This window comes from Hamadaea flava (assembly GCF_024172085.1).
In the GTDB taxonomy this organism is placed as follows: Bacteria; Actinomycetota; Actinomycetes; order Mycobacteriales; family Micromonosporaceae; genus Hamadaea; species Hamadaea flava.
This window is the reverse complement of record NZ_JAMZDZ010000001.1, coordinates 2,292,470-2,318,372: the sequence shown is the minus strand read 5'-3', so window position 1 is coordinate 2,318,372 and position 25,903 is coordinate 2,292,470. Positions and strand designations below refer to the sequence as shown.

Genomic DNA, 25,903 nt, shown 5'->3' with positions numbered 1-25,903 from the left:
GGCGAGGTTCAAGCGACGTCGAGGTAGGCGGCGCCGCCCTGGATCAGTTCGCGTCCGTGGAGGAGGAAGTGGGCCAGGACGCGTTCCGGCGCGTCCGGGTGCAGCTTGCGGCATAGCGTCCACAGTGTTCTTGTCGCGCCGCACCACCGCCAGATCTCCCGCAGGACCGGGTCGACCAGTGCGGTCGCGGTGGCTCCGACGCCGATGGCGAAGCGAGGTTCGGCGTCGCCGAGCGGGTGGCCGATCGCGCTCAACTGTGGGCGCAGCCGGTGCCGATCGGCGAAGGCCACACTGGACTCGATGGCGACGACGGCGATCAGGCCGCGGGCTTTGAGGAGCGGATCGGCCGGGTCGTGCTCGGTGCCCGCGGCAGCCGACCAGGCGGCGATCTCCGCCGTACTCAGCACGATCGTCCGAGAGCCGAGCCGCACGTGGTGGCCGCCGTCCATGGTCCCGTCCGCCGGGTATTCGCCCAGGTAGTGACCGATCGGCCAGACAGTCGTCGTCATCGGCTCGCCTTGTCGAGGTAGGCCGCGCCGGCCGCCAGCAGCGGGCCCAGGCCGTCGAGCAGTCCCGGCAGGAGGGCGGCGGGCTCGGCCGCGGTTTCGGCGGCCAGCCGCAGGCAGACCGACCAGAGGTCCGGCTCGGCGGCGGCCGCGGCCCACGCCGTGAACATCGGACCGGACACCGAGACCACCGGCGTACCAGGCAGGCCCAGCACGAACTGATCGCCGTCGACACCCAGGCCCATGAGCAGCGGTTCGAGGCGGTGCCGGTGTGCGAAGCCGATCTCGTCGTCCGGCTCGATCCTCGCCGCCAGACCCTCGCTCAGCAGCGCGTCCAGCTCCGCGCCGGTCCAGCTTTCGTCCCCTGATACGCCGTGCGCCCGAGCCCACAGCGTGAAGAGGTCGGCGTCCACTTCGATCATCCGATCGGCGATCCGGATCGGGTAGCGGGTGGCCGGGTCGCCTGGCGGGCCTGAGACGCCGCAGAATTGCCCGATCGGCAGCAGCAGCAGTGCCTGAGCCGTCGTCATCCACTGTAGAATACACAGCCATGAGCATCAGCGAGGAGATGCTGGAGTCCATGCGGGCTCAGGCCCGGCGGCTCGACGACCGGCTCTCGCAGATGTCGGGGGCGCTGGACGGGCTACAGGAGCGAATCCAGGCGGTCGAGGTGACCGCGGAGTCCCGCGACGGGCTGGTCCGAGCTACCGTCGGCAGCGACGGTCACCTGCGTGACCTGGTGCTGGACGCGCGGATCTATCACACCGCGGATTCGGCACGGCTGGCCCGGACCATCGTCGAGACGACTGAGGTGGCGTCCCGGGAGGCGCGCGAGCGGGTCAAGGAGATCTGTGCTCCGTATGTGGATGGTGAGACGCTCGACGACTACGCGTCCGGCGATTTCGACGCCGCGATGCGGCGTTTCCGGCAGCGGATGCCCTTCCTGGCCGAGTGAATCTGTGGATATGGGGAGTGCCTGATGACTGTTTCGACCACCGCCAAGGAGCTGGGCGCGGACGCCGCAGTGGCGGCCTTCACCGCCGAGGTCGGCAGGGCGGGAGCCGCAGCCGCGGCGTACATCGCCGAGGCGGCCGCCGCGGCCGCGAACATCGGCGACGCCGACGCGCCGGTGCTCGAACTGGTGGAGACGGCTGCGGAAGCCGACGGCCGGATCATGGAGATGCTCGACGCCGACCGCGTACTGGCAGACATGGGTCCGGTGGCCACCGGTGAACTCAACACGACCGACGCGTGGGTCGGCACCCGGCTGAAGATCAACTAGCCCCGGCGGGCTCAGCCGACGGCGGCCGATTCGCGCTGGTGCTGGACGTGTTCCTCGATGGTCGCCATGAGGCCGGCCAGGCTCAGCGGCCGCAGCATGGTGACCGCGCCGGACAGCTGCTCGGTGACGGCGTCGGCCGCGTCGGGCATCGGCGCGATGACGATCGTCATCGAGGACTTGGGCAGCAGCCGCCGGATCGCCGCCTCCTGGCCGGGGATCAGGTCGGCCTCGGCGACGAGCACGTCCGGCTGGGTGGACAGCATGCTGCGCAGCTTCGCGGGGTTGCTCGTGGAGATCGTCTCGTAGCCGGCGTTGCGCAGGATCCGGCGCAGCGTGACCAGCAGCCGCCGATTGCGTTCGGCGATCAGGACGCGGGGCGCCTCAGTCGTGGGATGCATGGCCGATCAAGCCTCCGGTCGGGATGGACGGCAGTGGACTCATGCGGGAATACGTACCGACGGCTCCCTCGGGTCACGGCAGGTTCATGCCAAGTCGCCGCCGGATCACTCGGGAAGATCAATGCGGGCGACGGCTCCGCCCTCGGGATCGGTGGCCACGCTCAGCCGGCCCCGGTGCAGGCGTACCGCCCAGTCGGCGATGCTCAGGCCCAGCCCGGAGCTGCCGGGGGCGGTGCTGGTGAACCGGTCGAACGCGGGTGCGCCGGAGGTCAGGCCCGGGCCGTGATCGCGGATGACGACCTCGCCTTCGCGTACGCGGACCAGCACGTCCGCGCCGTGCCCGTCGACGGCGCCGTGGCGTACCGCGTTCTCGACGAGATTGCGCACCGCCATGCGCAGGATGGCCGGGTCGCCGTGGCTGACGACGGCCTCCACGTCGAGATCGACGGACCGCGCGCCGGCGGCGGTGTCCTCGACGACCTCGGCGACGAGCTGGTCGAGCCGGAACTTCTCCAGGCGCAGCTCGCGCGTTCCGGCGATCATGCGGGCCCGGGTGAGCAGGGTCTCGACCGAGTTGGTCATGCGGTCGGCGGAGCGGATGACCTTGCGCAGCGCCCCGGATTGATGGTCGGCGTCGACGAGGGCGGCCTCGGCGGTGACCCGGATCGTCGTCAGCGGTGTACGCAGTTCGTGGGCGGCGTCGGCGAGGAAGCGTTCCTGCTGGTCGAGGGCGGCTCCGGCGATGCGGGTGCTGCGCCGCGCCAGCAGGTACGCGCCGGCGCTGGCGAGCAGCACGAAGCCGATGCCGCCGCCGATGAGGGTCAGCGCGAGCCGGGCGTGGGCGGCCTCGGAGTCCTGCGCGTCGATGGTGACGACGACCGATCCGGTCGGCCGGCCCGCGCTCTCGACGGCGAAGGCCACCGCGAGCAGCTGCTGGGTGGTGCCGTCGGTCGCGGTCGCCTTGGCGACCACGCTCTGGTTGCCGGAGATGCTCGACCACGCGGCCGGTTCGAGGCGGCGCAGCGGCACGAGCTGGGTGCGGCCGGGCCGGGCCAGCGCCGGGCCGAGCGCGTCGCCGCGGCGTTCGAAGACGTAGACGCCGGTGGCCCGGTCGCCGATGGCGTCGGCCACGCCGGTCAGCCGCAGTGTTCCGGCCTCGCGGTAGATCAGGGAGAGCACGGCGCTGCTCGTGATCCGCAGATCGGCCAGCAACGCCTGCTCACGCTGGTGGCCGTCGACCTGGATGCCGGCGAACGCCATGCCGGTGACCCCGGTCAGGGTGATCGCGGTGAACACGGCGATCAGCCGGATACGAAGGGAGCGCAGCCGGTCGGCTGTGGTCAGCCGATGACGGCGGCTATTCATCGCCGATCCGATATCCGGACCCGCGCACCGTGTGGATGAGGATGGGTGGACCGAGCTTGCGCCGGAGCTGAGTGATCACCACGTCCACCACATTGGACAGCGGATCGGCCAGCTCGTCCCAGCAGTGCTCGCGAAGGTCGGCTCGGGTGACGGTGGCGGGCGCGCGGCTCATCAACTGCTCCAGGACCGCGAACTCCTTCGGCGTGAGCAGTTGCAGCACGCCGGCTCGGCGTACTTCATGGCGGGCGCAGTCCAGCTCCAGATCGGACACACGCAGCACGGGCGGCAGCATCGCGGTGCTGCGCCGGCACAGCGCCCGCACCCGCATCACGAGTTCGGCGGCGGCGAACGGTTTGGCCAGGTAGTCGTCGGCCCCGGCCTCGAAGCCGCGTACCCGTTCCTCGATCTCGCTCAGCGCGGTGAGCATCAGCGCGGGCACCCGGATGCCGCGCTCGCGCAGGCGGTGCAGGTGCCGGGCGGAGTCGCCGTCTGGCAACATTCTGTCCAGCACCACACAGTCGTATGCGTTGACGCTGAGCGCCAAGTCCGCCTGTGGCCAGTCGCCGGCGTGGTCCACGGCGAGGCCACCGGCGCGCAGGGCGGCCACGGCCGCCTCGCGAAGGTCGCGATCATCCTCGACGACGAGTACGCGCATGAGGCTGAAGTATTCCGATAGAACTGCGGGTGTGCCAGATCCGTATTCGTTGAGGCATTCGTAACCGGCCCGGGAGGATCGATGAGGGCAGCGCGGCGTACCGCCGTGGCGGCACTGCTGGCGATGGGGTTGCTGGGCTCCGGCGGGTGTACGCAGCCGCCGTCGCGCCTGGTCGAGGACGCCGGCGGCTGCGGTTACAAGATCGCCTTCTTCGGCGCGCTGTCGGGGGGCAACGCCAATCTCGGCCGCCACCCCTATGACGGCGTACGCATGGCGGTGGATCAGTACAACGCGGCCAACGCGGCGTGTCCCGTCGAACTGTCCGAATTCGACTCACAGGGTGACGAGAAGCTCGCGCCCGAGGTGGCGCAGCGGGTCGTCGACGATCCCCGGATCCTGGGTGTCGTCGGACCCCAGTTCTCCGGGGAGTCGGAGGCGGCGGTGCCGATCCTCGACCAGTACGGCGTCACCGCGATCACCGCCAGCGCGACCCGTCCGGCGCTGGCCGAGCAGGGCTGGAAGGTGTTCCACCGGGCGGTGGGCAGCGACGCCGAACAGGGTCCGGCGGCCGGGCGGTACATCAAACGAGTGCTCAACTCGCGCCGGGTGATCGTCATCGACGATTCGTCGGCGTACGGGAAGGGGCTGGCCGACGAGGTGCGCCGGGTGCTCGCCGGGGTGATCGTGAAGAGCCTGTCGGTACGCGTGAAGCAGACCGACTTCAGTCACGAGGTGGCCGACGTCGCGGCCAATCAGGCCGACGCGGTGTTCTACGGCGGCTACTACGCCGAGGCCGCGCCGTTGCTTCGGCAGCTGCGCCAGGGCGGCGTACGCGCGGCGTTCGTGGCCGCCGACGGGGTCAAGGATCCGGGGCTGGTCGAGGGGGCGGGCGTGGCCGCTGCCGAGGGGGCGATCCTCACCTGCCCCTGCGTGCCGCCCGACCGGATCAAGGGCAGCTTCCTGACCGACTTCCGGGCCAAGTTCCACCGGGAACCCGGCACGTACGCCGCCGAGGCGTACGACGCGGCCAACATCCTGCTGGCCGGCATCAACGCGGGCAACCACACCCGGCCCTCGCTATTGGCTTATGTGGACTCCTACGTCGGCACCGGCGTCACGAAGTCGTTCAAGTTCGACAACCGGGGCGAGATCTCCTCGGCGTCGGTCGCCATCTGGGCGTACCGGGTGGTCGACGGCCGCATCGTCCCTGATCAGATGGTGCAGGAAGATCCCTAGGTAGTGATGCTTGTCGCTTCATGAAATCCTCATCCGGACTGTCGCAGGATTTCGGGCATGGAGGAGACACGGGCTGCCACGATCCTCGACCACCTGTATGACGCGCACGGCACCGTGCTGATCGGCTACCTCGTCGGCCAGCTCGGCGGCGACCGCGGCAAGGCCGAGGACATCGCACAGGAGACGCTGCTGCGGGCCTGGCGTCACGCCGGCCAGCTGGACCTGGAACGCGGACTCGCCCGGGGCTGGCTGTTCCGGGTGGCGCGCAATCTGGTCATCGACGCCCGGCGGGCGCAGTCGGCCAGGCCGACGGAGGTCGGGGCGACCGGGCTGGCGACCGAAGGCGTCGACACCACCGAGGAGATGGTCACCGCGATGGCCGTTCGCGCCGCCGTCCGGGAATTGAGCCGCGATCAGCGGGCCGTGATCGTCCACCTCTACCTTCGCGGGTTCACCGCGGTGGAGACCGCCCGCGCGCTGGGCATCCCGCTCGGGACGGTGAAGTCGCGGGCGCACCACGCGCTGCGCAAACTGCGCCGGGTGCTGGAGGATCGCGGCGCGGACACGGCTTCCCGGCTGGCGACGGCTGGGGTGTAGACGCGCGGGACCCGGCGTAATGCTTCCGCCGAGCAGCCGGGTCCCGCGCTCCTTCGATCTGCCCGGGAAGGCTTTGCGCGGATGAGACGTCGGCGCGCCGGAGGGGGGATTCCGACGCGCCGACGCCGCTGTCAGCAACCGCAGGTGTAGTAGAGGATGTCCCAGTGGTTGCCCTCGTCGGTGTAGAGGTTTCCGGACGGGGCGCGGTACTGGTAGCCCCAGCCGGAGATGTAGCCGACGTACGTGTAGGTCGACGTGATGTAGTTGTTGATGCAGCTGTACTTGCTGATGTCGACCTTGTAGCCGTTCCAGTGGCTGTAGGTGCCGGACGAGTGCCCGGTTTCGGTGCCGGCCGTGACGTTGATGGCGCAGCCGGTGTAGTTGCGCAAGGTCACCACGCCGCTGATGGTCGACTGGCGGATCTGGTCGAACGACGTGCACGTCGCGACGTTGCGGTTGGAGCAGTTGCCGCTGGAGGACCAGGTGATTCCGGCCGCGCTGAGCTGCGCGGTGGCCTGGGAGTGCGTGAGGAAGGTCGCGGCGTGCGCCGGTTGGGCGAGCGCGAGTGAGAGGACCGTGGCCGTGGCGAGGGCGCCGAGCAGGGTGACTGCCCGGCGGAGGACCCGGAGCATGGTGACTCCTTCACGATACGAGTCGATGTTGTGAAAATTTCACACGTGGCCACGTGGACGAATTCTTACCACGGCGTAGGTGGATCTAGGGCTGTCGTAACCAATGCGATATAGAAATTTGAGGATGCGCCTATGGAACCTCAAGACATCGATGGTTGGCTCTCCCTTTCGTGGGTTCCGGTCGCCCGGACCGGGGCCGCAGTGAAGGAGGAGACCTCATGTACGAGGACAACGACGCGTACGTGCGCGCCGTGCACGACAAGGGTCTGCAGTTCGACCTGGCCACGATGTCCCGCCGCCGAATGCTCGCCACGATCGGCGGCGTCGGGCTGACCGCGGCCGTCGGCGGCTCGCTCGTCGTGCCCGGCGACGAGGCCACCGCTGCCTGCGTGGCCGAGGTCGAGTCGGAGACTGCCGGGCCCTACCCGGCCGACGGCAGCAACGGCCCGAACGTCCGGGTCCTGTCCGGCGTGGTCCGCAACGACATCCGCTCGTCCTTCGGCACCGCGTCCGGCAACGCCGCCGGCATCCCGCTGAGGTTCTCGCTCACCGTGCAGAACCTCAGCTGCGTACCGTTGGTCGGCGCGGCCGTCTACGCCTGGCACTGCGACCGGGAAGGCCGCTACTCGCTCTACTCCAGCGGCGTCACCAACCAGAACTACCTGCGCGGCATCCAGGCCACCGACTCGTCCGGCACGGTGACCTTCACCAGCATCTACCCCGGCTGCTACGCGGGGCGCTGGCCGCACATCCACTTCGAGGTCTACCGGTCGCTGGCCGCCGCGACCACCGCCTCCGGGCAGATCGTCAAGACCTCGCAGATCGCCCTGCCCCAGAGCGTCTCGCAGGCCGTGTACGCCACCACCGGCTACAGCCAGAGCGTGACGAACCTGAGCCGGATCAGCCTCGCCACCGACATGGTCTTCCGCGACGACCTCGCCGCCCGGGAGACGGCCACCGTCACCGGCAGCGTCACCAGCGGCTTCGTCGCCAACCTGACGATCACCGTCCCCGCGTGACGCGTGCGCCCCGGGTCGCGCACCCCGGGGCGTCGATAGAGTCGGCCGATGACCACACCGCCACCGCTCGACGCCTGGGCGCCTTGGCAGCCCGGCGAACTCGCCCAACGCCTGCGACCGTTCCCATCGCCCTGGTGGATCGCCGGCGGCTGGGCGATCGACCTGTTCCTCGGCGAACAGACCCGCGAACACGGCGACATCGAATTCGGCGTCGCCCGGCAGCATTTCCCGCAACTCTGGGCCCTGCTCGACGGACTCACGTGCTGCGGCGCCGACGGCGCGGTCCACCCGCTGCCGCCCGGGTCGACGCCACCCGAGAGGTTCCGGCAGATCTGGGTCTACGAACCCGGGCCCGACTCCTGGCGTACCGACATCTTCCTGGAGAATGTGGACGGTCCGCTGTGGCGCAGCCATCGCGATCCGCGCGTGACCCTGCCGATCGAGCACGTGTACGCGCGGACGCCGGACGGCATCCCGTTCCTGCGCCCGGAGCTGGCCTTGTTCTATAAGGCCAGGCGGCCACGGCCGAAGGATGAGGCGGACTTCGCCGTCGCCGCGCCCAGATTGGACGACGCGGCCCGAGCCCAGCTGATCGGCTGGCTCCGTCTCGTCCACGACGGCCACCCCTGGCTGAACCGCCTCACCAGGGCGTGAAACGGTCGGTCTGGGACCGGGATCGGCCATCGGCGTGCTTCGGCGCGCAAGCCGGATGGACTAAGTCGCGAGGGCAAAATGTGTACACAATCGGGTACACTTTTGAGGTGCTGATTGAGACTCTCTCCGTGCGCGAGGCGCGCGACCTGCTGCCCTCGGTACTGGAGCGCTTCCGGCGCGGCGACAGGACGCCGGTCGGGGTCGGTTCCCACCGCAAGACGGAAGCGGTCATGGTGCCGGTAGAAGTGTTCGACGAATTGACCGCCGAGCGTTCGCGATCTCTGGCACAGGCCGCTGGATCGCTCCGCGCCGAGGGCCTGACCGTGAGCGCGGCGGTGGAGGCCATTACAGAGCGGTGGACACGCGGCGAGATCAGCACGGTGGAGATGCGGGCCGAAATTCGTCGTCTCTACGGTGCGTCGTGACGGTCGATCCGTACATCGACCCTGAGAGTGGCGTTCTTCGTAATCGGCTTGGCATCGTCCAGGAATCATTGCTTCAGGAAGCTGAGGCCGGCCTGAGTATTGCTGCATTGGCCGATCTCGGCATTCGGCCACTGGCCGGAGCCTACGACCTAACGCATCTTCAGGCGTTTCACCGTGAGATCTTCGGTGACATCTACCCCTGGGCTGGGCAGATCCGGACCGTTGGAATCGCACGCACGGAGCCGTTCTGCCTGCCTCAGCACATCGAGGCATACGCCGAAGAAGTGTTTGGCGGACTCGCCAAGGAACGCTTCCTGCGCGGTGCGGATCGGACGACCTTCCTTGACCGGGTTACCCACTATCTGGCCGAGGTGAATGCATTGCATCCGTTCCGCGAAGGCAATGGGCGGACGCAGCGGGCCTTCTTCCGACAGCTCAGCCGCGATGCAGGTTGGTTGATCGACTGGTCGCGCCTCGATCCGCAGGAGAATATCGAGGCGTCGAGGGCCGCGCTGCGCGGTAACAACGAGCCCTTGCGTCGCCTGCTCGACGAACTGATGGAGCGGTGACGCCTAGTCGTGGTCGGGGCGGCGGTTCTGCTTGATGTTCGAGCGGCGCTTCTTGGCCGAGATGCGGCGTTCCACCGAGCCCTTAGTCGGCCGGGTCGCGCGCCGGGCCTTCGGCGGGGGCGCGATCGCCTCGCGGATGAGTGCGGCGAGGCGGGTCTGTGCGGCCATGCGATTGCGCAGTTGAGCGCGATGTTCGGAGGCCGCGACGGTCAGTACGCCGTCGACGAGGCGGCCGGCGAGCCGATTAAGCGCCCGCGCCTTGAGTGCGTCGGGCAGCGCGTCCGAGGTGGCGAGGTCCCACGACAGCTCGACCCGGGAGTCGGCGGTGTTCACGCCCTGCCCACCCGGCCCGCTCGAACGGGAGAAGCGCCAGCTCAGCTCGGCCTCGGGGATCTCGACGCCGGGTTGGACGATCAGCGTACCGGCCATGATGCCAGCATCTCATCCCCGTGAGCCTGGCTAGGCTGGGGATCATGCCCATCGTCGACCGTCTCACTGACGTCCCCGGTAACTCGCCTGGCTTCGGGTTCGCCCACGCCGTCACGACCACCGGCCAGCTCGCCTTCGTCTCCGGCCAGATCGCCCTCGACGCCGCCGGTCAGCTCGTCGGACCAGGGGATCTCGCGGCCCAGACCGAGCAGTCGCTGGCCAACCTCGGCCGCCTCCTGGCGTCGCTGGGCGCGGACTGGCCGGACGTCGTCAAGCTCACCTGGTTCCTCGTCGACGTGTCGGAGATCCAGGTCGTCCGGGACGTCCGGGATCGGATCATCCGTCCCTCGCTGGGCGACCGGCCCAACCCCGCCAGCTCGCTGGTGCAGGTCGCGGGGTTGTTCCGGCCGGAGTTCCTTGTCGAGGTCGAAGCAGTCGTCGCCCTGCCGAGCTGATACTCGATTCGGGAATGCGATCCGCCGCGACAACGTCGTCTACCGCGAGGAGATCGCGCGTGGTGCGAAATCGATTGCCGCCGCCAAGCTAGTGGCGCAGCGCAAAGTTGGCGAACGCGCGATGCCGACAGGGATAGATGGCAATGGACATGAGAAATCGATTGCTCTATGCTCCAAGCCACCAACGCCTGCGCTCTACGGAGATTGGACGGACCATGAAACGCAGAACGATGATCGGCGCGGCCGCCGGCGCCGGCCTCGCGGCCCTGGTGATTCCCGAGGTCGTCGCGCCGCGAGCCGCACAGGCCGCGACGTTTCGCAAACGGCTCACCGGCGGTGATCTGGACACCGCCTGGCGCTGGCAGGTGGCCGGCACCGACCTGGGCATCCCGTACGTCCTCGAGAACGGCTCCATCGGCTACCTGTTCGGCGACACCTTCAGCACCCCCTGGCCCGAGACCGGGCAGGACTGGCGTTCCCCGGTGATGCTGCGGTCCAACATCCATCCGGGTGCGGCTGGGGGCGTCGTGTTCGACAGCGCGGCCCGGGTGGCCGGCGACGGACGCGCGCCCGACCTGATGTACAACGGGCACAACGGCTCCGACCCGTTCGGCTCGTTCGAGGTGAGCGTGATCCCCAACGACGGAATCGGTTTCCCGGAGACCGGCCGCCAGCTCATCTCCTACATGAGCATCGAGAACTGGAACGCCGGGCCGCGCAACTCGATGTGGAAGTCGCGGTACGCCGGGCTCGCGTACTCCGACAACGGCAACGACTTCATCCGTACGGATCTGCGCTGGTGGAACAACGGCGACAACTCCGACCCGTTCCAGATGTGGACTATGCAGCGCGACGGTGACTACGTCTATGTGTTCTCCGTCCCGGCGGGGCGGCAGGACGGCGGGATGATGCTGCGCCGGGTGCGCTGGGACCGGATGTTCTGGCCCGGAGAGTACGAGGGCTGGGGCTGGAACGGCAGCAACTGGGACTGGGGCCGCCCGCCGACGCCGATTCTCACCGGCCGGTTCGGTGAGCCGTCGGTGCGCCGCCTCGCCGACGGCACCTGGGTCATGGCCTACCTGAACGCGGCCACCGGCAACATCGTCACCCGCCGGGCCACCGGGCCCGACCGGGTTTGGACTGCCGAGAAGGTTCAGGTGTCCTGGCTGCAGGAGTCGAACCTCTACGGCGGGTTCATCCATCCGTGGTCGACGACCCAGTCGGGCGGGCTGCACCTGATGGTGTCGACCTGGAAGCGCAACGCCAACGGCCAGACGACCGCCTATCACATGAGCCAGTACGCCGGAACGGTCTGAGTGCCCGTTGAGGAACCGGGTTGGTGTGGTCGGATCTGGTTGATGGCGACGGAATCCGAGCTGCGTCGGTGTGTCGCGCGGACACGAGGTAGGGCCTTCAGGTACGGCTGTGGTTGTCGAAGCCATGCCGTCCCCGAAGGCCCTACCGTGTCTTTCTACGTGGTCTGCGGCCAGCACAACAGTTGCGTCTGGCGCGCGCTGCCAGTGGACTTCTCGATCTTGAGTAGAAGACATCGCTCTGACGACGGCTCTGCTCAAGATCGAGTGCGGTGACGATCGGATTCGGACGCAGCCGTCGCACAGGCGGCCCTGGCGGAACGTCGAGCGCTGCGTACTACGACGGAGGAACGCTTTCACGACGCGCGGGGCGCTATCGGCGTTTCATCGCAAAAGGGCGTTCTGTCGGATTTAGAGTCCAGGGGTGCGCCGCTGTTGGCGGCCTTCGACTGTGCCCGGCGGGACGAATCTGACCAGCGCGTAGGGAACCGCAAGACGAGATGCACCACGCCAACCAGTTTTATGGCCATACGTATGTGCTGGCTCGGTACTGCGACATGCCGGACCCGGACCATCCACAGCGCGTCGACGGCTATCTCCAGCACGGCTGGAACATCGGCGACGGGCTGGCTCCCGGCGTACCGTTCGTGCACGGCAGCACGCTGTTCGTGTGGTCGGAGCGGACGCGCCGCCGAGCGTGGTCGCAGGGCCGCCGCGATGTCGTGGTGATCGGCGCGCCGTTCGCGTACCTCCTGCAGATGGAGCGCCCGACGCCCGAGCCGCGGGCCGGGACGATCTTCTACCCGTTCCACGGCTGGGAGGGTCAGCAGATCCTGGGCGATCATCAGCGCCTCGCGCGCGAGATCGCCGAGACCGAGTCCGGCCCGGTCACGGTCTGCCTGTATTGGAACGAGCACCATCAGCCGGAGATCCGCGCGGTCTACGAGCAGGCCGGGTTCCGGGTCATCTGCCACGGCAGGCGGGGCTTCTGGTGGCGCGGCCAGGACCGTGAGTTCCTCGTACGCCAACTCGCCGAGCTGCGACGGCATCGCCGGGTCGCGTCCAACCGGTTGACCAGCGCGATCTGGTACGGGCTGCTCGCCGGGTGCGAGGCGGCCGTCTACGGCGACCCCATGGTCCTGGAGAACGCCGACCCGACCTTCGGCGGCTACCCGCGTATCCGTGATCAATGGGCGGCGCTGCACGGCCGCGAGACCGATCTGGCCGAGTGCCGGTCGCTGGCCCGGGCGGAGCTGGGTGCGGACCTGCTGGCCGGTCCGGCCGAGCTGCGGGTGCTGTTCGGCTGGCAGGAGACCTGGACCGACGCCCGAGCCGCCGTGGCCCGCGCCCGCGCCGCCGTCGAAGACACGAGCGCTGGGGCCGCCAGTGAGGATGCGAGCGCTGGGGCCGCCGCCGAGGACAAGCAAGCCGGGGCCGCCAGTGGGGGCAGGGGTGCCGGGGTCGCCGACGGGGACACGAGAGGAGCCGTTCATGTCTGAGGTGGCTGCCACGCAGAAACCCGGGAAGGGCACCGGCATGTGGTCGTGGACCGATTGGCGGGATCCGGCGTCGATCGTCGCGAGCGGCTCGGTGTCGGCGATCGTGGCAGAGCTGGTCGTCGCGGACAGCCACGTGTTGTTCGCCGGACCGCACGACGCCGATCTGGTCAAGGCCACGCAGGAGACCGGCGCAGCGGTCACCTGGCTGATCCGATCGGTCGACGACGCCGGCCGGCTCACCCATGAGCTGCCCGAGGTCGAGGTCGTGTGCGGATCGCTGGACGCCCTGGCCGATCGGTTCGACCTGGTGATCGCGCTGGACGGGCTCGGGCGGCTGACTTCGGCCGAGGACGACGACGCCGGACGCGATCCCGTCGCGCTGCTCACGGCGTTGGTCGCGGACGGCGGCGTACTGGTGGTGCTGCACGAGAACCCGCTCGGTTTGCATCGCACGGTGGAACTCGCGCCGGGGCGGGAGTACACGGCCGACGAAGCGTGGTACCTGGCAGAGGCGTACGAGCCTCGGCTGCCCGCGTCGATGAGCGCGCTCACTGCCGCGTTCGAAGGGCACGGAATGACCACCCACGCCGGGTACGCCGTCTTCCCGACCCCGAAAAGGCCGCACGTCCTGGTCGGCAGTCCCGTCCTCGCTGACCCCGCGTCCGAAGTGCGCGCCGCGTTGCGTCCCCTGCTGACGCAGGCGTTCACCGAGGCGTACCGGGGGCGGGAGGTGCTCGACGATCCCCGTGACCTCGTCACGCGGATGGCGTACGCCGCCGCCGAGGAGACTCTCGCCGCAGGCTGGCTGCTGATCACCAGCCGCGCCCACGCCGCGATCACGCAGGACGATCAGGCCGAGGTCCCGGCGGCGCGGGACGATGAGGCCGAGGTCGCGGTGACGCAGCATGAGCTGGTCGTCTCCAGCGACGGCGGTCGGCTGGTGTCCACCCTCGACGGCGTACGCGGAGAGCCCCGCACGGTCGGCGTTCTCCGGGAGGTGACGCAGTGGCGGTTGCCGTCCGGGCCGACGTTGGAGGAGCGGCTGCTGCGGCTGTGCGCTGCCGCCGACCTGCCCGGTCTGCGCGCACAGTTGCGCCGGTACGCCCAATGGCTGAAGGACAACGCCGACAACGGCCTTCTGACCGGCCCGATCGCGTTGGCCACCTTCGGCGGTGTCTGCGATGACGGCGAACAGTTGCGGCCCGATCTGGTCCGCTGGGAGCCGATCGCACCGGTGACGGTGAGGGTCGCCCTGCATCGGGCACTGTGGGATTTCGCGGCGACGCTGATCACCCGCAACCGGCCGCATCCGTACCCGGTCACCTTCGACGCCGCCGAGTTGACCGAGGTGCTCGGCGCGGCCGTCGACGCCGTTCCCGGTCCGGGCGACCTGGACGCCGCCGTCGAGTTGGAGGTCGCGATCCGCGCCGCGCACGGCGACCCCGACTCCGTACGCACCCGGCAGGAGCTGGGCGCGGACCTGCGGCCGATGCCTGACGTGGCCGGATACCGGGCGTTGGTCGACGTCCTGTGGCGGCAGAACTACCTGTTGCAGCACGCGCGCGAGAACGCGGCCTGGCTGGAGAAGATCCTGCTCTCCCGGGACACCACGCTGAGCAAGCTCGACCTGCAGCTTCAGCGGCATCAGCTGACCGGGCCGGAGCACATGGTGGAGATCGCGCGCAAGGCGTACAAGAAGGTGCGCGGCAAGGTGGCGCAGCGGCGTCGGGTCGAGGAGAAGCCGCCCGCGCCGAAGCTGTGTTCGGCGTGCCGCATGGAGGAGCTGGGCGCGGCTACGCCCTACCGCCGGCTGCGGGTGCGTGTGGAGCACATCGACTTCGAGGCGACCCCGCCCCGCCCCCGAACGACGCGCTCCGAAGAGACGGTGCGTGCCGAAGAGACGGTGCGTGCCGAAGAGACGGTGCGTGCCGAAGAGACTGCGCGCCCCGATGGGACTGCGCGGGCCGACGAGAGCGAAGGTGCCATCGTCGCGGAGGGGTGATTCGCGGCGGCCGTCTCGCGGGTAAGGGCCGGGGCGTGCTGGACGAGCCGTGGCAGAATCGACAGGTGCCGCCGGACGCGCCGCTTGATCCACTCGACCCGCTGACCTCGACAGATCAGCCGGGGGAGTCGCCTCGTGCCCGGCGGATCCGGTTGACCGCCCGCCGCTGGGCGGATTCGCTGATCGACATGTCCGGTGCGAACCGGCTGATCTATTACCGCGATCTCAAGTCCGGCACGCTCAACCTGGCGCAGGCCGACTCGGCGGCGGTGACCGCCCTGCTCAGCGGGCAGGGGCGGACGGTCGGGGACCTGTTCCGGGAACCGGATGCGCGGGCCGACGCGATGCGTCGCGTACGCACCATCCGCACGAAGATGCGTGAATTGTCGGAAGAGCGGGGTCTGGACGCCGGATACCTCGCAGTCGGGATGGCCACCTGGCGCGAGGCCGACCGCGCGCCGCGTTCGCCGGTGCTGCTGTACCCGCTGCGGGTCACCGCGACCTCGGCGATCGAGGCCGACTTCACCCTCCGCGTGACCGGCGAGGCCGAGGTCAATCCGGTGTTGCTGCACCGGCTCGGGCACGACTTCGGCGTACAGGTGTCCGCGGACGAGGTGCTGATCGGCGCCGAAGGCGCGTCGCCGGAGCAGGAAGCCGAGCAGGCCCTCGAAACGCTGGCGAAACTGGCTTCGCGCGTACCGGGGTTCGCGGTCTCGCCCGATCGCGTCGTCGGCACCTTCGTCTACGAGAAGCTGCCGATGGTGCAGGACATCCAGCAGTCGGCCGGGCTGCTCGCCGTCAGCGACGTGGTCGCCGCGCTGGCGGGGGACACCTCGGCCGCGCGGGAGCTGGCCGGCGGCGACCGGGTCGAGGTCACCGCGCCGGACACCATGCCGCTGCGCGACGAGTTCCTCGTGCTCGACGCCGACTCGTCGCAGAGCCGCGCGATCAATGCCGTGGTGGCCGGGCAGCATCTGGTGGTCAAAGGCCCGCCGGGCACCGGCAAGTCCCAGACCATCGCCAACCTCATCGCCACGCTCGCCGCGCGCGGCCAGACCGCGCTGTTCGTCGCCGAGAAACGGGCCGCGATCGACGCCGTGGTCGACCGTCTGCGGGCTGTCGGCCTCGACGATCTGGTGCAGAACCTGCACGGCGGCACGACGAGCCGTCGGGACCTGGCCGAGTCGCTGCACGCGCGGCTGCTGCGGCTCACCGAGGAGCACCAGCCCCAGCTCGCCGACCTCGGCGCCACGCTCGTCGCGCGGCGCGATCAGATGGTCGCGCACAACACCGCGATGCACCGCCGGCACGCTCCGTGGGACGTCTCGGTCTTCGAGGCCCAGGCCCGGCTGCTCGGTCTCGGTCCGGAGGCGGTCACTCCCACCAGGTGGTACGCAGAAGGGTTGCTGGCCTTGGACCGGCAACAAGCCGACCGGTTGCGCGACGGCGTCGCCGAGGCGGCGCGCTTGGGGTTGTTCGACCCGGCGCTGCGGACCGGCGCCTGGGATGCCGTCACGACGACGGATCCCACGCAGGCCCGGGCGGCGATGCACGCGGTGACCGAACTGGCCCAGCGGCGGCTGCCCGAACTGCGTCGCCTGGTCGCGCAGGCGGCCGCCGAGTGCGGGCTGCGTCCACCATCCACTCTCGACGAGGCGCGGACGATGCTGGGCACGCTCGCCGACACCGAGTCGGTGCTCGCCCGGCTGCGTCCCGAGGTGTTCTCCGGGCCGGTCGACACCTGGTGGGCAGCCAGCGGCGACCGCGCCTTCCGGCGTACTCATGAGGTGAGCTTGAGCTGGTCGCAACGCCGCGCCGCCCGCAAGGACGCGAGCGCGCTGTGGCTGCGGGGCAAGCCTTCCAAGCGTGACCTGCACCAGGCGATGGCCGACGTGATCGAGGTGAGCCGGCGCTGGCGTGAGGCGAGTGTGGACGGACGCGCGCCGCGCGGGTCCACCGTGACCCAGGCCGCGCTGTCCGCCTTGGAGGACACGGCGCGGGATGTGGCCGCGGTGCCGGTGATGCGCCCGGACACCCCGCTTGACCAGCTGCACTGGCAGGCCGACGCGCTCGCGGCCGACTCCCACGGCCTCGACCGGGCGGTACGCCGTAACGGCCTGGCCGCGGAGCTGCGGCAGTGGCGCGCCGATCGGCTGCTCGACGAGCTGACGGCCCGGCAGGCGGGGCCGGAGCTGGCCGTGCGCGCCTTCGATCACGCCTGGCTGACCAGCGTCCTGGACCACATCCGGGCCGGTGATCCCCGGCTGCGGGGGTTCGACGGCGATCAGCTGCACGCCGCGGCCGAGCAGTTCCAGGCGGCCGACGCCGAGCACATCACCACCACCCCGGCCCGCGTACGCCGCGCCGCCGCCGCGCACCTGGTCGCCGTCCTGGACGGACACAAGGACGAGCAAGACCTGGTCCGTCGCGAGGCGGTGAAGAAGGCGCGGCACCTGCCGATCCGGCACCTGTTCGAGAAGGCGCCGCACGCGTTGCTGGCGATCAAACCGGTCTGGGCGATGAGCCCGCTGCTGGTCAGCCAGGTCCTGCCGGCTCAGCGGCTGTTCGACGTGGTGATCTTCGACGAGGCGAGCCAGGTGCTGCCGGTCGACGGGATCACCGCCGTCATGCGGGGGCGGCAGCTCGTCGTCGCCGGCGACGAGCACCAGCTGCCGCCGACCGCCTTCTTCGACAAGGTGGACAGCGAGACCGAGCTGTCCGATCAGGACGAGGAGGCGTACACCGACGACGTGGAGTCGTTGCTGCAGGCGTTCTCCAGCGTGCTGCCGCTGCCGCAGGTGACCCACCTGGCGTGGCACTACCGCAGTCGCGACGAGCGCCTGATCGCCTTCTCCAACGCCCAGATCTACGCCCCGCACGGCAACGAGCTGGTGACCTTCCCCGGCGGGGTGGCGGGGCCGACGCTGCGCCACATCCTCGTGCCGCCCGTGCACACCAGCCGGACCTCCGAAGTCGCGCTGGAGAGCGCGTCGGCCGAGGTGGACAGAGTCGTCGAGCTGATCCTCGAGCACTTCGAGACCCGGCCCGAGGAGTCCCTCGGCGTCATTACGATGGGCATCAAGCACGCCGACCGCATCGACGCGGCGTTGCGGCGCGCCCTGGCCAGCCGCTCGTACCTGCACCGGTTCTTCACCGAGAAGGGCGCCGAGCCGTTCTTCATCAAGAACATCGAACGGGTGCAGGGCGACGAGCGTGACGCCGTCATCCTGTCCGTCGGCTACGGCCCCGGCCCCGACGGGCGCATGCTCTACCGGTTCGGCCCGCTGAACATGCAGGGCGGGCAGCGGCGGCTCAACGTCGCCATCACCCGGGCGAAGCGGCGCATGACGGTGGTCTCCTCGTTCTCGGCGCACGACCTGGATCCGCAGCGGCTGCGCGCCGACGGGGCTCGTCTCCTGCGCGCCTACCTCCAGTACGCCGAAGGCATCGGCGCGGCGCCGGGCGTGACCGGTGGCGTACCGGCGAATCCGTTCGAGGCCGACGTCCTGGCCCGGCTGACCGAGGCCGGCATCCCGCTCGTCCCCCAGTACGGCGTGGGCGGGCACCGGATCGACTTCGCCGCCACCCACCCCGACGACCCGAACCGCATGGTGCTGGCGATCGAGGCCGACGGCGCGACCTACCACTCGTCGCCGACCGCCCGCGACCGCGACCGGCTGCGGTCGGACCACCTGGAACGGCTCGGCTGGCGGTTCCACCGGATCTGGTCGACCGACTGGTTCCACCGGCGCGACGCCGAGATCGCCCGCGCCGTCGAGGCGTACCGGGACGCGCTGGCCGGCATCGAGGACCCGTCGCTGGCCCCGCTGGTGCAGCCGATCGCCGTCCCGACCCGGGCGGGGGAGCCGCCAGAGGTCACCCCGGGCCTGCCCATCACCGAGTACACCCAGACCACGCTGGTGGGCCTCATGCGGTGGATCGAGAGCGACGGGCGGCTGCGTACCGAGGACGACGTGCTCAACGAGGCCATGGTGCGGCTGGGCTTCACCCGGCGCGGGCCACGCATCGTCGAGGCGCTCAGCCGGGCGATCGCCACCGCCCGCGCCTGAGCCCGCCCGTCAGTGTGGGTGTTCGGTGCGGGTGTGCGCCGGACCGTGCGCGTCCTCACAGTGATCGGTACGCGGTTCGATCTGCAACAGCGCGTCCGTGACGTGGTCGACCTGCAACGTCGTGTGCGTCAGGTCATAGCGGTCGCGCAGGAGCCCTTCGAGGTCCAGGCGTACCTGGTGGCAGTCGAGTTCGCGGTCGACGAGCACGTGCGCCGACAGCGCCGGCTGGCCGGAGGTGATGGTCCACACGTGCAGGTCGTGGACCTCGGTGACGCCGTTCTGGTTCGCCAGCAGGTCGCCGATCTGATCGGGGTGCAGGCCGGCCGGTGCGGCTTCGAGCAGGATGCGACCCGAGTCACGTAGCAGGCCGACGCCGGCCTTGAGCATCAGGGCGACCACGATGAGGGAGGCGATGGCGTCGGCGCGGTCGAACCCGGTGAACACCATGATCAGACCGGCGATGGCGGTCGCGATGAAGGCGTACAAGTCGTTGAGGATGTGCTGGAACGCGCCCTCGACGTTGAGGCTGGAGCGGTTGGCCTTGCTGATGGCCCACGAGGCCGCGATGTTGATCGCGACCCCGGCCAGTGCGGTGACCACGACGAGCCAGCCGTGGACCTCGGGCGGGTTGATCAGTCGCCGGATGGCCTCGTAGGCCAGCCACGCGGCCAGCAGTAGCAGGGTGAGCCCGTTGGCTTGCGCGGACAGGATCTCGGCGCGCTTGAGGCCGTACGTGTAGTGGCCTTTGGCCGGGCGTGCGGCGAGGCGGATCGCGATCAGCGCGAGGACGATCGACACCGCGTCGGTCAGCATGTGCGCGGCGTCGGAGATCAACGCCAGGGACTGGGCGATGACGCCGATGACGACCTCGACGGCCATGAAACCGCCGATGAGGGCGAGCGCGATCGTCAGCCAGCGTCGGTCGGCGTCGACGGAGACACCGTGGCTGTGGCTGTGGCCGTCCGTATCGTGGTCGTGCCGGTTCGTCACGACACCAACGGTACATCAGAACGTGTACTGTTGCCGTGCAGGCCAGGGGTGTCGGCCGGTGGCGATATCGTCGGATCATGGCATCGCGTGCCGTGGCCGCCACGGCCGCCGTGCTCGGGGCGATCAGCGGACTGCTGCTCGTCCGGGCGGTAGCACCCGGAGCCTTGGACGACTATGTGAGCGCTTCGGGCGTCCCGGGGCAGCCGCACCCGGCGTCGTATCGGCTGGGCATCTACGGCCTGGCCCTGACCGCCGGGCTGCTCGCCTGGGTGACCAGGTCGATCGTTGCGCTGCCGCTGGCCGTCGCCGTGCCGATGATCGCGCTGTCCGGCTCGGTCACCTGTACGCCCGGCTGCCCGCTACCGCCCTACGAGCAGAGCACGGCACAAGACCTCCTGCACGCCACGACCAGCATCCTCGGCGTCGGACTCTGCGCGTTGGCCATGCTCGCCGCAGCTTGGCGGGGCAGCCGCTTCTCCAGGATCGCCGTCTTCGTGACCTGGCCGCTGCTCGCCGCGACCGCCATCGGAATCGTCGCGGTCGGGCGCGGGGCGATGACCGGTGTGCTGGAACGGCTGGGGCTGGTCGCCTGCGTGGTGTGGCTCGTCGGCTTCGCCGTCCACCTGACGCGGCGCCCGCCCTCGCATGGATAGCGTCCGGCTCGGCCGCGGCCGAGCCGGACACCCCCCGATCAGTGGTTGTTGTTGAGCCAGATGCACGAGTTGTTACTGCCGGTCCACCGCCAGCAGATGTGGTCGCGGCTCTGCGGCCCGTACTCGCCGTCGACCCCGATGCCGAGAGCCGACTGGACGTTGCGCAGCGCCGTCTGCGTGTAGCCGCCGAAGTCGTTGTCGACTCCGTTCGGGCCGAGGTTCTGCCCGTAGATGCCCGACAGCGTGCGCTGCAGCTCGCCGACTCCCGAGTTGTGGTCGCCCCGGATGAGCAGGCAGTTGAAGTTGAACGTGCTGGTGACGTACGCCGGAATCCAGGCCGTCGCGCCGGGAGCGCCGGACCAGGTCGAGGTGTAGACGCCCGCGCCGTTGCAGTGCGGCAGGGCGGCCTCGGCCGGCTGGGCGACCGCGACCGTGCCGGTGGCGGCGATCAGACCGGCGACGGTCAGGCGGAGGAGACGTTGCAGCAAGGAGAACCCCCAGGGGTCGGTGCGGAGTGCGCGCGCGACGCTGCGGCGCGGGCTTGCCTCACCATCGTTTCGTCCATAGATCATCGTGGACAGGAGGTCGACCGGAGATTGACCGGCACTTTCCACCGGCCGCCTGGGTTCGCCCGGTTCAGGGCGAGCTGGTCCTCTTCGGGGAGGCTCAGTTCGCGGCGGCGAGCTTCGCCTGGATCTTGCCGGTGTCGGCACCGAGGGACACCAGGATGTCCAGCGCCTGCCGCCAGGCGGCCTGGGCCGACGCGGGATCACCGGCGGCCGCGTGGGCGTCGCCGAGCAGCCCGAGGGCCTCCGCCTCCAGCTGCCGGTCACCGATCTCCCGGCGGAGGCGTACGGCGTGTTCGTAGGAGCGGACGGCTTCCGTCGTGGCCCCGAGTTCGAGGTGGGCGTGACCGGTGCTGCCCCAGGTGATCGCCTGCCCCAGCAGATTGTCGGCGGAGACGAACAGGGCCAGTGCCTGTTCGCAGCTGGCGAGCGCGGCTTGGTGATCGCCCAGTTGAGCGTGGGACCAGCCGATGGCGTTGAGCGCGAAGGCCTGGCCGGTCACGTGCCCGGCCGCCCGATGCAGTCGCAACGCCTCCTGGGCGTGGCCGAGGGCGCCCTCGGGCTGGTTGTTCTGGTCGCAGATCCAGCCGAGGTTCAGTTCTACCCGGGCCTGCCCGGCCAGGTCGCCGAGCAGCCGATACCGATCGAACGCCTGCTCGAGGTGGCGCTGCGCGTCGGCGTACCGGCTGAGCGAGATGTCGGCGAAGGCGAGCACATTGTGGGCGTACGCCTCGGCCCGGTGATCGCCGAGCCGGACGGTCGCCGCCAACGCCGCCTGAAGGCTGCTGGTCCAGTCCTGCCAGTAGCCACGTCGAAGCAGGTACGTCGTGACGGCCCAGGCCAGATGACACGTGTGCTGGTCGAACCCGTGATCGGCCGTCCCTTGCAGCACTGACAGCAGCACCGGGTGCTCGTCGCCGAACCAGCCGATCGCGTGATCACGGTCAGCCAGGGTCACCGTGGCGACCCCGGGTCCGGGCGGATCGATCGGCAGCCGGTCGCGTTGCGGATACAGCAGCTTGTCGGCGGCGTACGCGGCAGCCAGGTAGTGATCGAACACCCGGGAACGGGCGGCGTGCTGATCGGCCGCGGTGTCCAGTTCCGACGCCAGCTCGGCGGCGTACGCCCGCAGCAGATCGTGGCACGTGTACCGGCCGGGCCGGTGCTCGGTGAGCAGATGCGCCCTGGTCAACTCGGTCAGCCGGCGGCGCGCCTGCGAAGGGGCGATGCCGGCGAGGCTGGCCGCCGCGGCGACCGAGAAGTCCGGTCCCGGATGTACGCTCAGCAGCCGGAACAGCCGGGCGGTCGGCTCGTCGAGGGTCCGATACGACCACGACATGACCAGCCGCAGGTCGGTGACCGGCTCGCCGCCGTCGAAAGCGTCCAGCCGAGCAGAATCCAGGTGGTCGGCCGCCGGACGCAGGTCGGCCGCCAGCTCCGTCAGTGCGAATCCACTATGGATGGCCGCCCGCGCGGCGACCACGGACAGCGCCAGCGGCAACCCGGCCGAAGCGCCGACGATGGCGTCGACCGCGGCCGGCTCGGCGGTCACCCGGTCCGCGCCGAGCCGTCGCGTCAGCAGTTCGCGGGACTCGTCCGGCGTCAGGAGATTGAGCGTGATCGGATGCGCGCCGTCCACGCTGACCAGTCCGGGGAGCTGATCGCGGCTGGTGACGAGGACGACGCACCCCGGCGCGCCCGGCAGGAGCGGGCGTACCTGGCCGGCGTCTCCGGCGTTGTCCAGCAGCACCAGCACCCGTCGCCCGTTCAGCAGGCTCCGGTAGCGGGCGATCTGCTCGTCCATAGTGGTCGGCATCCGGTCGCCCGGGCCGGTGAGCGCGTTGACGAACCCGGCCAGCGCCGTGCTCGGGCTCACCGGCGTACCGGTCGGGTCGAAGCCGCGCAGATTGACGTAGAGCTGACCGTCGGGGAAGTGCCGGGCGACTCGATGCGCCCAGTGCACCGCAAGCGTGGTCTTGCCCACGCCAGCGGTGCCGGACACGGTCGCGAGGACCATCGCGGTGGGCTGATCCGCCGACCGCGCCAGGATCTCGTCCAGCCGGGCCAGCGAGTCGGCACGGCCGACGAAACCGTAGCCGTCGGCCGGCAGTTGCGCCGGTACGCCCGACGAGGGAACCGGAGCCGGCGCCCCGGTGAGGAACCGGTCGCGCTCGGCACCGTACAGGCCGAAGGCGTCGGCCAGTAGCAGCATCGTCGCCGGCCGGGGCCGCGCGATGCGGCCCGCCTCCAGATCCCGGATGTGCCGGACCGACAGCCCCGTCTTGGCGGCCAGATCCTCTTGGGTCAGCGCGCTGCGCCGCCGATGTTCCCGTGCTGCCTCCCCGAACACCCGATCACGGTAACGACAGTGTCCGGCGTGGACAATCGGCGGATTCGACGGTGATCGCCGGGTGATCGACCGGTGACGAGGCGGCGTCCGGCCCGGCCGCGACCGAGCCGGACGCGCGGTCGAGCCGAGCCGGACGTCCAGCCGGCTCAGACCCGTTCGGCGACGATCATGAGGTACTGGAACGAGCCGTCGCGGTAGGCGGACAGGAACGGCTGCTCGATGCCGCTGCGGACGGAGGACTGCATGCGCAGTTCCCAGTACGGGATGGTCAACGGGGTCAGGTCGACCACCTTGACCGGCACCAGTCCGTTGGCCGCGAGCGCCTTGAAGTAGGTGCTGCGGGCGTGCACGTTGCACAGATAGTGGCTGTCGATGGTGCGTACGGCGGCGGACTTGTCGCCCAGCACGTCGTTGTAGCAGCCGGTGATGTTGACGTAGCGGCCGCCGGGGCGCAGGATCCGGGCGAATTCGCGGTACAGGTCGAACACGTCGACGTACATGGTGGTCTCGTTCGTCCACACCGCACTGATCGAGCCGTCGTCGATCCCGGTGTGCAGCATGTCGTGCAGGTGGAACCGGACGTGGCTGTCGATGCCGCGTTCGACGGCCTGCTGGTTGGCGAAGTCGGCCTGCACCTCGGAGATCGTCATGCCGTCGACGTGGCAGCCGAAACGGGCGTGCGCCATGATGCTCGTGCCGCCCCGGCCGCAGCCGCCGTCGAAGAGCCGGTCTTCGGGCTTGATCGGGCCGAACTGATCCAGGAGCAGATCGGCCTGGGCCGTCTCCAGCCGGTGCAGCTCGTTGATGATCTCCTGGTTCCGGATCGCCCAGGGCGCCCTGGACACCGCCGGATCGGGCGTGCCGATGCCGTAGTGGTGATGGTAGAGGCCGTCGACCTTGCCCAGTTCCTCGTTGACCGGGTCGGTGGTGTGCACCCGCCAGTACGCGGCCACGCCCTTCTGATAGTCGCTGAGCGCCAGTTCTTGAGTGATGGGGGCCATCGCGGTACTCCTTACTCGGTGCGGTGGTCGGCGTCGCGGAACCGGACGCTGCTGCGGTGCCATTCCCGGCTGCCGGCCGCCCAGTTGCGGATGCCGGCCAGGAAGAAGTGGAGCTCCACGGAGCCGATCTTGGTCAGCTCGCGGCACTCGTCGTCGAAGGCGGCCATCACCTCGTTGTGGATGTCGACGCTGATCGCGGCGGCCTCCGCCAGGCTGCAGCCGCGTTCGGCGGACACCACGAGCGGCAGACCGCCGTCGGGGCTGTCCTGGGCGCTCTCCTTGGCCATCGAGTACAGGTCGTTGACGATCACCGTCGTCAGGCCGAGCAGTTTGGTGGCCCGCCGCAGCCGGGGTTCGAAGTACAGCTCGGCCGGCAGTTGGTACCCGGTGACCAGATCGGTGGTGGTGATGCAGGGCAGGAAGCTGTTGACCTGGCGGGCCGCCAGATATCGCCACACCGGCGGCATCTCGCCCGTGACACGCCAGCTCATCTCGCCGGTGGTGCCGATGAAGAAGTGGTCGTTCTCCAGGATCGCCCGGCCGAGCTGGGCCGGCGTGCCGAACCGGCTCAGTTCCTCCACACTGGACTGCAGCGCGGCCAGGATCGGGTCGGCCGCGATGGCGGCGTCGAGCTGGGCCTGATAGCCGCCGACGAGCTGACCGCGGTCGATCGCGGCCAGGGCCAGGGTGAGCCGGGAGCCCAGCAGTGCCGGTTCGGCGCCCAACGCCTCGTCGTCGCAGTAGTAGTCGTCCATCACGGTCAGCGCCGCCGTCCACGACGCGGTGGCGAACAACCGGTCGACGTCGTCGCTGTCGGGGTGGGCGAGCATCGCGAACCGGCCGAAGTCGGCCACCCGCAGCATCGTCATCACCGACGGCGGGAACCCGAGCGCCTCGGCCCAGCCGAGGACCCTGTTGTTGACCTGCTCGCCGAGCGGCTCGTCGATGCGTACCGGTTCGGGGCAGTGCAGGCCCGGGAACGGGTCCGTCGCCCGGGACGGTGATGCTGACTGTGCGGTGATCGGAGCGGCGAGCGGTTCGGCGGCGAGCAGCGCCCGGAACGCGGAGGTGCCCAGCCCGGTCGGATTCGGCGGTGACCAATACGTCATGACTCGCTCCGGGAAGGTCGGGAAGGTCGGGGAGGTCGGGGTGGCGACGGATCCGGTCAACCGTCATCGCCGAGTATGAGGGACCTCATGTGCTTTGTCCATTATTGAGTAGTTCCACCAGATCTAGG

General features: G+C 69.9%; 25 protein-coding genes and 1 pseudogene. 14 read left to right on the top strand and 12 right to left on the bottom strand.

Annotated elements, in window-relative coordinates; all coding sequences use genetic code 11:
* Positions 1-8: 8 nt before the first annotated feature.
* Positions 9-509, bottom strand: coding sequence for a hypothetical protein (locus HDA40_RS10930; RefSeq protein ID WP_253754611.1), 501 nt, complete (start codon positions 507-509; stop codon positions 9-11).
* Positions 506-1,036, bottom strand: a complete 531-nt coding sequence (locus HDA40_RS10925) for a hypothetical protein (RefSeq protein ID WP_253754609.1) — start codon at positions 1,034-1,036, stop codon at positions 506-508. Before HDA40_RS10925 ends, HDA40_RS10930 begins: the two co-directional genes overlap by 4 nt.
* 20 nt (positions 1,037-1,056) lie before the next feature.
* On the opposite strand from HDA40_RS10925, the gene HDA40_RS10920 reads away from it, so the two are divergent.
* Complete coding sequence (locus tag HDA40_RS10920) at positions 1,057-1,461, top strand: YbaB/EbfC family nucleoid-associated protein (protein WP_253754608.1); 405 nt, start codon at positions 1,057-1,059, stop codon at positions 1,459-1,461.
* Positions 1,462-1,485: 24 nt separating this feature from the next.
* Entirely contained in the window at positions 1,486-1,788 is a 303-nt protein-coding gene (locus HDA40_RS10915) for a hypothetical protein (protein ID WP_253754606.1), read from the top strand.
* A gap of 11 nt (positions 1,789-1,799) precedes the next feature.
* Here the strand turns inward: HDA40_RS10915 and HDA40_RS10910 are convergent, their stop codons facing one another.
* The 3 genes from HDA40_RS10910 to HDA40_RS10900 all read right to left on the bottom strand — a co-directional run bounded on the left by HDA40_RS10910 (position 1,800) and on the right by HDA40_RS10900 (position 4,206).
* Positions 1,800-2,186 (bottom strand): DNA-binding transcriptional response regulator, encoded by a 387-nt coding sequence (locus HDA40_RS10910; protein ID WP_253754604.1) that lies wholly within the window; start codon positions 2,184-2,186, stop codon positions 1,800-1,802.
* A 105-nt stretch (positions 2,187-2,291) separates the two neighbouring features.
* Positions 2,292-3,551 (bottom strand): sensor histidine kinase, encoded by a 1,260-nt coding sequence (locus HDA40_RS10905; protein WP_253754602.1) that lies wholly within the window; start codon positions 3,549-3,551, stop codon positions 2,292-2,294.
* On the bottom strand, positions 3,544-4,206 hold the full coding sequence (locus HDA40_RS10900) for a response regulator transcription factor (protein ID WP_253754600.1): 663 nt from the start codon (positions 4,204-4,206) through the stop codon (positions 3,544-3,546). Before HDA40_RS10900 ends, HDA40_RS10905 begins: the two co-directional genes overlap by 8 nt.
* A gap of 81 nt (positions 4,207-4,287) precedes the next feature.
* Between HDA40_RS10900 and HDA40_RS10895 the strand changes: the two genes are divergently transcribed.
* Complete coding sequence (locus HDA40_RS10895; RefSeq protein WP_253754598.1) at positions 4,288-5,442, top strand: branched-chain amino acid ABC transporter substrate-binding protein; 1,155 nt, start codon at positions 4,288-4,290, stop codon at positions 5,440-5,442.
* 57 nt (positions 5,443-5,499) lie between these two features.
* Complete coding sequence (locus tag HDA40_RS10890; protein WP_253754596.1) at positions 5,500-6,039, top strand: sigma-70 family RNA polymerase sigma factor; 540 nt, start codon at positions 5,500-5,502, stop codon at positions 6,037-6,039.
* Between the two features lie 131 nt (positions 6,040-6,170).
* Here the strand turns inward: HDA40_RS10890 and HDA40_RS10885 are convergent, their stop codons facing one another.
* The gene (locus HDA40_RS10885; protein WP_253754594.1) at positions 6,171-6,671 is read right to left on the bottom strand and encodes a hypothetical protein; all 501 of its coding nucleotides are present in this window, start codon (positions 6,669-6,671) and stop codon (positions 6,171-6,173) included.
* A gap of 218 nt (positions 6,672-6,889) precedes the next feature.
* Between HDA40_RS10885 and HDA40_RS10880 the strand changes: the two genes are divergently transcribed.
* The 4 genes from HDA40_RS10880 (at position 6,890) to HDA40_RS10865 (ending at position 9,338) form a co-directional block, all read left to right on the top strand.
* Positions 6,890-7,690: an intradiol ring-cleavage dioxygenase gene (locus tag HDA40_RS10880; protein WP_253754592.1), complete on the top strand. Its 801-nt coding sequence runs from the start codon at positions 6,890-6,892 to the stop codon at positions 7,688-7,690.
* 48 nt (positions 7,691-7,738) lie between these two features.
* The gene (locus HDA40_RS10875; protein ID WP_253754590.1) at positions 7,739-8,344 is read left to right on the top strand and encodes a nucleotidyltransferase domain-containing protein; all 606 of its coding nucleotides are present in this window, start codon (positions 7,739-7,741) and stop codon (positions 8,342-8,344) included.
* 107 nt (positions 8,345-8,451) lie between these two features.
* Positions 8,452-8,769 carry an antitoxin VbhA family protein gene (locus HDA40_RS10870; RefSeq protein WP_253754587.1) on the top strand — a complete coding sequence of 106 codons (318 nt, stop codon included), beginning with the start codon at positions 8,452-8,454 and terminating at the stop codon, positions 8,767-8,769.
* Complete coding sequence (locus HDA40_RS10865) at positions 8,766-9,338, top strand: Fic/DOC family protein (protein ID WP_253754585.1); 573 nt, start codon at positions 8,766-8,768, stop codon at positions 9,336-9,338. The genes HDA40_RS10870 and HDA40_RS10865 overlap by 4 nt, the downstream gene beginning before the upstream one ends.
* Before the next feature lie 3 nt (positions 9,339-9,341).
* Here HDA40_RS10865 and arfB read toward each other — a convergent pair whose 3' ends face one another.
* Positions 9,342-9,767, bottom strand: a complete 426-nt coding sequence (gene arfB / locus HDA40_RS10860; protein WP_253754583.1) for an alternative ribosome rescue aminoacyl-tRNA hydrolase ArfB — start codon at positions 9,765-9,767, stop codon at positions 9,342-9,344.
* Between the two features lie 44 nt (positions 9,768-9,811).
* On the opposite strand from arfB, the gene HDA40_RS10855 reads away from it, so the two are divergent.
* The 5 genes and pseudogenes from HDA40_RS10855 (at position 9,812) to HDA40_RS10835 (ending at position 19,106) form a co-directional block, all read left to right on the top strand.
* Positions 9,812-10,222: a RidA family protein gene (locus tag HDA40_RS10855; RefSeq protein WP_253754581.1), complete on the top strand. Its 411-nt coding sequence runs from the start codon at positions 9,812-9,814 to the stop codon at positions 10,220-10,222.
* Positions 10,223-10,437: 215 nt separating this feature from the next.
* Positions 10,438-11,538, top strand: coding sequence for a glycoside hydrolase family 183 protein (locus HDA40_RS10850; RefSeq protein ID WP_253754579.1), 1,101 nt, complete (start codon positions 10,438-10,440; stop codon positions 11,536-11,538).
* Positions 11,539-12,035: 497 nt separating this feature from the next.
* A pseudogene (locus HDA40_RS10845) lies at positions 12,036-12,842 on the top strand (hypothetical protein); the annotation flags it as partial.
* Positions 12,843-13,026: 184 nt separating this feature from the next.
* Positions 13,027-15,036, top strand: coding sequence for a hypothetical protein (locus tag HDA40_RS10840; RefSeq protein ID WP_253754577.1), 2,010 nt, complete (start codon positions 13,027-13,029; stop codon positions 15,034-15,036).
* Between the two features lie 35 nt (positions 15,037-15,071).
* Complete coding sequence (locus tag HDA40_RS10835) at positions 15,072-19,106, top strand: PDDEXK-like endonuclease domain-containing protein (RefSeq protein ID WP_253754574.1); 4,035 nt, start codon at positions 15,072-15,074, stop codon at positions 19,104-19,106.
* A 9-nt stretch (positions 19,107-19,115) separates the two neighbouring features.
* On the opposite strand, the gene HDA40_RS10830 is transcribed toward HDA40_RS10835, so the two are convergent.
* Entirely contained in the window at positions 19,116-20,096 is a 981-nt protein-coding gene (locus HDA40_RS10830; RefSeq protein WP_253754572.1) for a cation diffusion facilitator family transporter, read from the bottom strand.
* A gap of 77 nt (positions 20,097-20,173) precedes the next feature.
* Between HDA40_RS10830 and HDA40_RS10825 the strand changes: the two genes are divergently transcribed.
* On the top strand, positions 20,174-20,749 hold the full coding sequence (locus HDA40_RS10825; RefSeq protein ID WP_253754570.1) for a DUF998 domain-containing protein: 576 nt from the start codon (positions 20,174-20,176) through the stop codon (positions 20,747-20,749).
* A 38-nt stretch (positions 20,750-20,787) separates the two neighbouring features.
* Here the strand turns inward: HDA40_RS10825 and HDA40_RS10820 are convergent, their stop codons facing one another.
* From HDA40_RS10820 to HDA40_RS10805, 4 genes are all read right to left on the bottom strand, one after another.
* Entirely contained in the window at positions 20,788-21,237 is a 450-nt protein-coding gene (locus HDA40_RS10820) for a peptidoglycan-binding domain-containing protein (RefSeq protein ID WP_253754568.1), read from the bottom strand.
* A 178-nt stretch (positions 21,238-21,415) separates the two neighbouring features.
* Positions 21,416-23,665, bottom strand: coding sequence for an ATP-binding protein (locus HDA40_RS10815; protein WP_253754566.1), 2,250 nt, complete (start codon positions 23,663-23,665; stop codon positions 21,416-21,418).
* Positions 23,666-23,811: 146 nt separating this feature from the next.
* On the bottom strand, positions 23,812-24,666 hold the full coding sequence (locus tag HDA40_RS10810) for a geranyl diphosphate 2-C-methyltransferase (RefSeq protein WP_253754564.1): 855 nt from the start codon (positions 24,664-24,666) through the stop codon (positions 23,812-23,814).
* A gap of 11 nt (positions 24,667-24,677) precedes the next feature.
* Positions 24,678-25,775: a terpene synthase family protein gene (locus tag HDA40_RS10805; protein ID WP_253754562.1), complete on the bottom strand. Its 1,098-nt coding sequence runs from the start codon at positions 25,773-25,775 to the stop codon at positions 24,678-24,680.
* Between the last annotated feature and the right edge of the window lie 128 nt (positions 25,776-25,903).

Coding starts and splice junctions, on each gene's coding strand:
- HDA40_RS10925 (WP_253754609.1), bottom strand. CDS start 1,036: ATGACGACGGCTCAGGCACTGCTGCTGCTGCCGATCGGGCAATTCTGC.
- HDA40_RS10850 (WP_253754579.1), top strand. CDS start 10,438: ATGAAACGCAGAACGATGATCGGCGCGGCCGCCGGCGCCGGCCTCGCG.
- HDA40_RS10895 (WP_253754598.1), top strand. CDS start 4,288: ATGAGGGCAGCGCGGCGTACCGCCGTGGCGGCACTGCTGGCGATGGGG.
- HDA40_RS10890 (WP_253754596.1), top strand. CDS start 5,500: ATGGAGGAGACACGGGCTGCCACGATCCTCGACCACCTGTATGACGCG.
- HDA40_RS10915 (WP_253754606.1), top strand. CDS start 1,486: ATGACTGTTTCGACCACCGCCAAGGAGCTGGGCGCGGACGCCGCAGTG.
- HDA40_RS10900 (WP_253754600.1), bottom strand. CDS start 4,206: ATGCGCGTACTCGTCGTCGAGGATGATCGCGACCTTCGCGAGGCGGCC.
- HDA40_RS10920 (WP_253754608.1), top strand. CDS start 1,057: ATGAGCATCAGCGAGGAGATGCTGGAGTCCATGCGGGCTCAGGCCCGG.
- HDA40_RS10910 (WP_253754604.1), bottom strand. CDS start 2,186: ATGCATCCCACGACTGAGGCGCCCCGCGTCCTGATCGCCGAACGCAAT.
- HDA40_RS10875 (WP_253754590.1), top strand. CDS start 7,739: ATGACCACACCGCCACCGCTCGACGCCTGGGCGCCTTGGCAGCCCGGC.
- HDA40_RS10810 (WP_253754564.1), bottom strand. CDS start 24,666: ATGGCCCCCATCACTCAAGAACTGGCGCTCAGCGACTATCAGAAGGGC.
- HDA40_RS10805 (WP_253754562.1), bottom strand. CDS start 25,775: ATGACGTATTGGTCACCGCCGAATCCGACCGGGCTGGGCACCTCCGCG.
- HDA40_RS10885 (WP_253754594.1), bottom strand. CDS start 6,671: ATGCTCCGGGTCCTCCGCCGGGCAGTCACCCTGCTCGGCGCCCTCGCC.
- HDA40_RS10880 (WP_253754592.1), top strand. CDS start 6,890: ATGTACGAGGACAACGACGCGTACGTGCGCGCCGTGCACGACAAGGGT.
- HDA40_RS10905 (WP_253754602.1), bottom strand. CDS start 3,551: ATGAATAGCCGCCGTCATCGGCTGACCACAGCCGACCGGCTGCGCTCC.
- HDA40_RS10825 (WP_253754570.1), top strand. CDS start 20,174: ATGGCATCGCGTGCCGTGGCCGCCACGGCCGCCGTGCTCGGGGCGATC.
- HDA40_RS10840 (WP_253754577.1), top strand. CDS start 13,027: ATGTCTGAGGTGGCTGCCACGCAGAAACCCGGGAAGGGCACCGGCATG.
- HDA40_RS10930 (WP_253754611.1), bottom strand. CDS start 509: ATGACGACGACTGTCTGGCCGATCGGTCACTACCTGGGCGAATACCCG.
- HDA40_RS10855 (WP_253754581.1), top strand. CDS start 9,812: ATGCCCATCGTCGACCGTCTCACTGACGTCCCCGGTAACTCGCCTGGC.
- arfB (WP_253754583.1), bottom strand. CDS start 9,767: ATGGCCGGTACGCTGATCGTCCAACCCGGCGTCGAGATCCCCGAGGCC.